This is a genomic window from Okeania sp. SIO2F4 (assembly GCF_010672385.1).
Lineage (GTDB): Bacteria > Cyanobacteriota > Cyanobacteriia > Cyanobacteriales > Microcoleaceae > Trichodesmium.
On the sequence record NZ_JAAHGT010000954.1, the window covers coordinates 1 to 3,689 of the forward strand.

2 protein-coding genes and 1 pseudogene are annotated in these 3,689 nt (G+C 33.9%); all 3 read left to right on the plus strand.

The genetic code is table 11. The features are described 5' to 3' along the window. The first annotated feature begins 363 nt into the window (after positions 1-363). The 3 genes and pseudogenes from F6K22_RS35475 (at position 364) to F6K22_RS35485 (ending at position 3,545) form a co-directional block, all read left to right on the plus strand. The gene (locus tag F6K22_RS35475; protein ID WP_293109246.1) at positions 364-534 is read left to right on the plus strand and encodes a hypothetical protein; all 171 of its coding nucleotides are present in this window, start codon (positions 364-366) and stop codon (positions 532-534) included. A 389-nt stretch (positions 535-923) separates the two neighbouring features. Beyond that, positions 924-1,178, plus strand: a pseudogene (locus tag F6K22_RS35480) (glycosyltransferase family 2 protein); the annotation flags it as partial. Positions 1,179-1,955: 777 nt separating this feature from the next. Beyond that, the gene (locus tag F6K22_RS35485) at positions 1,956-3,545 is read left to right on the plus strand and encodes a hypothetical protein (RefSeq protein ID WP_293109247.1); all 1,590 of its coding nucleotides are present in this window, start codon (positions 1,956-1,958) and stop codon (positions 3,543-3,545) included. The last annotated feature ends 144 nt before the right edge of the window (positions 3,546-3,689 follow it).

The window sequence follows — 3,689 nt, forward strand, 5'->3', positions numbered from 1 at the left end:
TAAGAAAAAAATCCTTTTAGCCAATCCTCTTCTTTATAAGAAGAGGTAATTATTAATTGTTAATTATGAATTATTGAAGAGGGGAAGGGAACAGAAAGCAATTATTTGAGTTTACCCAACAGTTAGATCCGTCCTAGCAATCTCTAGTTTAGGAATCTTGCGTTAGCTAAGTTAATGCTAACTTTTGGAGATTAACTTATTCGATCGCTACCTCACTTTAGACAAAATCAGGCTTTCTTTTGATCGTATTTATAAATTAACTCTGAAAGATTTTCAGTTTATGTTAACTCTTCCCTAATTTATCATAACTAATTGAGTGTTGTATATACCTATAATTAATCCTTAATATATATCCTTCATCCAGTGTCAGTATATTTCCGTAAAGGTTTTATCTTGAATTATAAAATTTCAGAAAATTTATTGGAGTTGGTAGTAGAGATAGCAACACAAGCAGGTAAAGTCCAAAAAAAAGTCAAAAATCAAAAGTCAAAAATCAAAAGTCAAAAGTTTATTTTGTCTTTAAAGACCAAATAGTGATAGTCTGTTTCAAAATTATAATATTTAATTGTTAGGTAAGCATTCAGCCGTCAGCTAGCTTCCTACAGATGAACTAGATTTTTCATGTTGACGACAGCTGTTTCGCTCCGCGACATGAAAAGCGTTTGCGGAGCATGACAAACAGAAAGTTTTGCACCAGCAAAATGAAGTTGTGCGGTAGCAAAACAGCTATAAATTATTAACTTATTATCACACCGAAGGAGGAATTAGTTTCCAAACAGTGAAATATGTTTGCGCAGCATTCCGCAGGAAAAAAAGGTCATCAACTAATCTTAGTCCTTGCTTGATTATTTCAAAAGCTGAATACTTACGTTTCTAGATTCTATTAAAGTTCCTTGAGGCAACGCCGGAAAAATATCTATCCAATGAAAAAATTAATTATTCAAATACCTTGCTACAACGAAGAAAAATCTTTAGGAGTAACTCTAACTACTTTGGCTCGACAACTACCAGGAGTAGATATTATTGAATGGCTAATAATTAATAATGGTAGTCAAGATCGAACAGTTGAAATTGCCAAAGAATATGGAGTAGATCGCATTGTTAGTTTCCCCACAAACCAAGGTTTAGCCAAAGCATTTATGGCAGGTTTAGAAGCTAGTTTAAAAGCAGGAGCAGATTTTTAATTTTTTATAAATGATTTAGGGTTGCTATATAGCAATCCGCGCATAGGTTGCGGGTAATCAAAAAGTAAATAAAAAAACTGAAACTCTTACCAGTTAAGAGTTAAGTTTTGACAGGAATAAAATAGGGTTGCTATATCAGACTTTCATTTTGATACTGCAAAAAAATAAATTGATAACTAACTGCTAATTTCTAGAAATTAGAGAAAAGTATAGGGTTTATCAAGCTAATGAGGTACACTTGTTTTTCTTCTTTTCTATTCCCTGTTTCCCGAATTACTACTCCCTACTCCCTACTCCCTAAAAATTACGAATTTTGTACCTCACGGGTAAGCATTCAGCTAGCTCGCATTCAGCATTCAGCTTTTAAACATACAGGACTTTACTTCGGTTAGCGGTCATGTGAGCTTTTTATTCATAACATTGAATTTTCGTAAGGCGACTAATTCCTCCATAGAGTGTGATAATAAGTTAATAACTCATAACTGAAGAGCGAAGTTCCGACCCAGGAGGCTAGCTGTTTCGCTTTCCTAGGTCATGCTAACGCAAACGCGACATGAAAAGCGCAGCTCCTCCGGAGGAGGCAAGAGGCTAGCTGACGGCTGAATGCTTACCCTCACGCTTTTTGGGAATTGCTATATTAACAAGAAAATCAATCAAAGTATAGATATGAAAAATCCTCAGTCACCCATAACTAATCAAACTGATTTATCAGATATAGAATCTCATTCATCCTCCAGCAAAAATGACATAGCTAACACCGAAAAAAATCAGATGAGATACTTATTTGCTCAAGAAGCATTAGCTCAAATACCAAAAATTTTGACATTACTAGACCGCAATTTACATAGCCCAACCTACGGGTGTTTTGACCGCAATTTTTGGCATTATAAAATTATAGATTTTCCAAGTGGTATGGCTCAAGAATTTGTCTTGCCTTTAGCTCTAGCTTATAGTTTAGAAATTCCTAATAATCCATATTATCTTCAGGAAATGATACATAAATGGGTAGAAGCCGGAATTTTATATGCTGCTCATACTGCTCATACTGACGGTTCTTGTGATGATTATTTCCCATTTGAACGAGCTAGTGGAGCAACAGCTTTTTCTTTATTAGCTAGTATTGAAAGTTATCAAACATTAGGATTAAATAACTACGAAATCCTCAGTTTTTTTGAGAAACGAGCAGATTGGTTAGTTCATCATTATGAAAGTGGTAAATTGGCTAACCACGAAGCATTAATTGTGTTGTGTTTGGAATTACTAAGTAGATTATTAGAAACTTCTAAATGGGATACAGCAAAAGCAGCTCGTCTTGAAAGATTATTAAGTTGGCAGAGTCAGGAAGGATGGTTTACAGAATATTCCGGTTTTGATCCTGGTTATCATACTCTCACAATATCTTGTTTAGCCAGAATTTATGAATTAAACAAGAGTGAAAAATTAAAAGATATTATTACTAAAGCGGTCGAATTAGCTGCCCAATTTATTCATCCTGATGGTTCTTTTGGTGGAGAATATGCTAGTCGCAATACCTATAACTTTTTTCCTCACGGATTTGAATTAGTCGGTAAATGGTTGCCTGGTGCTTTGTCGATTAACGACCAATTTTTAATAGGTTTAAAAAATGGTTTAGCTCCTTGTTATGCCGACGATCATATTATTGGTCATCATACCTGGAATTATTTGTTGACATGGCGAGATTTTATTACTGAAAGACCTGTTGATATGAATCGTGATGTTGCTAGTATTTGGTTAAAAGAAGCTCAAATTTTGATTAAACGACGACCAGGAACAGAATTATATGTGAGTCTGAATAAAGGTGGTGTTTTTAAGTTATTTCGTGACCAAAAATTAGTGGCTTCTGATACTCATTTATCACTACAAGTTAGAAAAGGGAAAAAAATTCTTAATGCAGTTAGTCATTTGAACGGTGATTATGATGTGAAAATATTTCAGGATGAAATAGTTATTTCTGCTAATATGGGTTGGGCAAAACAAACTCAAATGTCACCTGTTAAGTTAATAATTATGAGGTTAGTAATGTTAACTTTTGGGCGTTTTTTCCCAAATTTAATTAGAAAAATATTACAAAAAATTCTGATTACTGGTAAACAAGATGCACCTTTTTATTTCATGCGTTATTTTAAATATGAAGATGGAAGTTGGCATATTACAGATGAACTTTTTGCTAAGTCTTGGTTGAATGTAATTAATGCAGGTATTGGTTGTGACCAAACTTCTATTTATGTTGTAATGAGTCGCACTTTTCAAATTAATCAATTACAGCCTTGGGATGATTTAACAACAGAGATTAAAAAACTTTCTCCCGATCAACCTTTGAGAATTGAACGTAAATTTTGACTTATTATAGCTTAAGGGACTTCCAAAAAATAAAATGTACAATTTATGAGAATGATAATCATTTTTATACGGGAGAGGAAGGGGTTGACATCGCCAACCCCTTCCTCTCATAAATTGGCATCACAATTTCTGTACTTCACCTAG

What these genes read in the sequence shown, in the direction of transcription:
- F6K22_RS35485 (WP_293109247.1), top strand. Translation starts at nt 1,956, where the DNA reads ATGAGATACTTATTTGCTCAAGAAGCATTAGCTCAAATACCAAAAATT.